The following is a 3,175-nucleotide window of genomic DNA, read 5'->3' as shown; positions in this document are numbered from 1 at the left end:
ACCCTGTACTACCTGACACATCCGGCGCTCACCGCCGCGGCGAGCAGGCTGGAGTCTTCGGGAATGATGCGGGAGATGATGCAGCGGCTGAGCTGTGACACCGAGCTGGCCGCCGCCTATCGACGGGCACACGAGTCGTATCTGGCCGAGCGGGATGCCGTCGAGCCACTGGGGACGGCGTTTTCCGCCGGTGGCATGCCCGACCGGGTCAAGTGTCTGCATGTGCTGATTGCGCACTCGCTGGCCAAGGGCCGGGGAACGAATCCGCTCGGTGACGAGGCGGTGGCGGTACTGGCGGCCGAGCCGTCGATGGCGGGGATACTCGACCCGGGGGAGTGGACGTGACGCGGGTCGGCGCAATTGACTGTGGTACCAACTCAATCCGGCTGCTGATCGCCGATGCGCTGGACGGGCAGCTGCGCGACGTGCACCGCGAGGTGCGCATCGTGCGGCTCGGTCAGGGCGTCGACGCAACCGGTCGATTCGCGCCGGATGCTCTTGAGCGCACCCGCGTCGCGCTCGTCGACTACGCTTCGCTGTGCGCGGCGCACGGTGTTGACCGGATACGCATGGTCGCGACGTCGGCCGCGCGCGACGCCGGCAATCGCGATGTGTTTTTCGCGATGACGGCCGATGTGTTGGGCGGCGTGATCGACGGTTGCGTGGCCGAGGTGATCACCGGCGCCGAGGAGGCCGAACTCTCGTTCCGTGGGGCGGTCAACGAACTAGACTCCGCCGCAGCGCCTTTCGTCATCGTCGACTTGGGGGGCGGCTCGACCGAGATCGTGCTCGGAGCCGACGCCGTGGTGGCGAGCTATTCGGCCGACATCGGCTGCGTGCGGCTGACCGAGCGGTGCCTGCATTCGGACCCGCCAACGGCTGCGGAGGTCGCGGCTGCCCGCGAAGTGGTTCGCGAACGGCTCGGCGAGGCGCTGCGCGCCGTCCCCGTGCGACAAGCCCGCACCTGGGTGGGAGTGGCCGGAACGATGACGACGATCGCGGCGCTGGCGCACAACATGACGACCTATGACGCTGCGGCAATTCATCTTTCGCGGGTCAACATGGACCGGCTGCTCGTGGTGTGTGACGAGTTAATCGGCATGTCTCGAGCACAGCGCGCTGCGCTCGGGCCCATGCACGCGGGGCGCGCCGACGTGATCGGTGGCGGTGCGATCGTGATCGAGGAATTGGCTTTCGCGCTGCGTGAGCGCGCCGGCATCGACGCGTTGACGGTCAGCGAGCACGACATCCTGGACGGCATCGCGCTGTCGATCGCCGACTGATCTGCGGCCCCGGAACCGGAGCGGACCCGCGGGAGTCTTACCTGTCGTTGGCACGGTTAGGTCCGCGGCCGTTGGGCGAAGGGGAATATATGAGCACACCTGCAGGTGGCAACACGCTTAGCGCCGATTTCGATCTGATGTGCTCTGTTGCAGGGGCCATCGACACCCGCAACGAAGAGATCCGGACGACGCTGCAGGCATTCATCGGTCGCATGAGCGGCGTGCCGCCGTCGGTGTGGGGTGGAGCCGCGGCAGCACGTTTCAAGGACGTGGTGCAGCGGTGGAACGCCGAGTCGATGAAACTCCACCACGCCCTACACGGCATCGCAGAGACCATTCGCTATAACGAAGCCGCACTGCGGGAATCGGCCGACAACCATGCGCACCGCATCGGCATCGCCGGCGGGGATCTGTGAGGCCAGCACCAATGGACTCGCAGTTGTCGTACAACTTCGATGAGATCGAATGCTCAGTTCGCCAGGAAATTCACGCCACCTCCGCCCGCTTCAACGCCGCGTTGCAGGAGCTGAAATCTCAAGTTGCGCCGCTGCAAGAACTGTGGACGCGCGAAGCGGCCACCGCTTACGGGATCGAGCAGCTGCGGTGGCATCAGGCGGCCACTGCGCTCAACGAAATCCTGGTCGACCTCGGAAACGCGGTTCGTGCCGGCGCCGAGGATGTCGCGGCCGCCGACCACCGGGCAGCCGGCGTATGGGCGCGATAGTTGCCCTGGTCGCATAAAGACTCTGCGCGGTCCTGACGGAGGGGAGAGCCGCGGGACCGCGCAGTTCAACCACCATGACCAGCGAATCAGCTGTGCACATGGGCTTCGCACTCGGCGCTGTTCTGATCCAGGTCGGGCGTTTTGACCTGCGTGGATGACCGCCGGTAAGCTGCACCGTTGGCGTACGGTACGCCGGGACTCGGGTCAGTGTCGGTCGCCGAGACCATCCCTTGCCGTGGACGCCTGACCGGCACCCGGGTCACACCGGGATCCGAACTCGGGGAGAACCCGAATAGAGAGAGGTAAGCGCTGTGTCTACCTACGCGCCGAAGGCGGGTGACACCACGCGGTCGTGGTTTGTCATCGACGCCACGGACGTGGTGCTCGGCCGCCTTGCCGTCGCGGCAGCCAACCTGCTGCGTGGCAAGCACAAGCCGACATTCACCCCCAATGTTGACGGTGGCGACTTCGTCATCATCGTCAATGCCGACAAGATCGCCCTCAGCGGCGACAAACTGCACAAGAAGCTGGCTTACCGCCACTCGGGTTATCCCGGCGGGCTGCACAAACGCACGATCGGCGAGCTGATGGAAAAGCACCCCGACCGGGTCGTGGAAAAGGCGATCCTCGGCATGCTGCCGAAGAACAAGCTCGCCCGCCAGATCAAGCGCAAGCTGCACGTCTACGCCGGGCCGCAGCACCCGCACACCGCCCAGCAGCCGACTCCATTCGAGATCAAGCAGGTGACCCAATGACCGCGCCGGTGACGATGCAGAGCGAAGCGATGAGGAGGAGCGGCGCTAATGACTGAGACGGCAGGAACTGAGACCACCGAAGCCACTGAAGCCAAAGCCACTGAAGCCGAAGCCACCGAAGCCGAAGCTACTGAAGCCGAAGCTACTGAAGCCGAAGCCACTGAAGCCACCGAAGCCGCAGCAGCTGAGACAACCGCGGCTGCCGCGCCGGCGACGCGGACGGACTCCTTCGTCATCGATCGTCCGATCCAGACGGTCGGCCGCCGTAAGGAGGCCGTGGTTCGGGTGCGGCTGGTGCCCGGTAGCGGCAAATTCGAACTCGACGGCCGCAGCCTGGAGGCCTACTTCCCCAACAAGGTGCACCAGCAGCTGATCAAGGCGCCGCTGGTCATCGTCGACCGGCTGGAAGCCTT

General features: G+C 65.6%; 6 protein-coding genes. All 6 read left to right on the top strand.

Going from position 1 to position 3,175, the window contains the following annotated elements:
* On the top strand, positions 1 to 345 hold a 345-nt coding region (locus tag WAN71_RS19555), incomplete at its 5' end, for a DUF501 domain-containing protein (RefSeq protein WP_422226913.1).
* Positions 336 to 1,283 (top strand): exopolyphosphatase, encoded by a 948-nt coding sequence (locus WAN71_RS19550; protein WP_422226912.1) that lies wholly within the window; start codon positions 336 to 338, stop codon positions 1,281 to 1,283. The genes WAN71_RS19555 and WAN71_RS19550, both read left to right, overlap by 10 nt.
* An 89-nt stretch (positions 1,284 to 1,372) precedes the next feature.
* Entirely contained in the window at positions 1,373 to 1,699 is a 327-nt protein-coding gene (locus WAN71_RS19545; RefSeq protein ID WP_422226911.1) for a WXG100 family type VII secretion target, read from the top strand.
* Between the two features lie 11 nt (positions 1,700 to 1,710).
* Complete coding sequence (locus WAN71_RS19540; protein WP_422226910.1) at positions 1,711 to 2,007, top strand: WXG100 family type VII secretion target; 297 nt, start codon at positions 1,711 to 1,713, stop codon at positions 2,005 to 2,007.
* A gap of 311 nt (positions 2,008 to 2,318) precedes the next feature.
* A complete protein-coding gene (gene rplM / locus WAN71_RS19535) occupies positions 2,319 to 2,762 on the top strand; it encodes a 50S ribosomal protein L13 (RefSeq protein ID WP_422226909.1) in 444 nt (147 codons plus the stop codon).
* Positions 2,763 to 2,810: 48 nt separating this feature from the next.
* Positions 2,811 to 3,175: 30S ribosomal protein S9 (gene rpsI / locus WAN71_RS19530; RefSeq protein WP_422226908.1), on the top strand; the 365-nt coding region annotated here is incomplete at its 3' end.

Source organism: Mycobacterium sp. (assembly GCF_049280035.1).
In the GTDB taxonomy this organism is placed as follows: domain Bacteria; phylum Actinomycetota; class Actinomycetes; order Mycobacteriales; family Mycobacteriaceae; genus Mycobacterium.
This window is presented reverse-complemented; position numbering and strand designations above follow the sequence as displayed.

Excerpts from the sequence above, each read along its gene's own strand:
- WAN71_RS19540 (WP_422226910.1), top strand. The coding sequence starts at position 1,711 with ATGGACTCGCAGTTGTCGTACAACTTCGATGAGATCGAATGCTCAGTT.
- WAN71_RS19545 (WP_422226911.1), top strand. The coding sequence starts at position 1,373 with ATGAGCACACCTGCAGGTGGCAACACGCTTAGCGCCGATTTCGATCTG.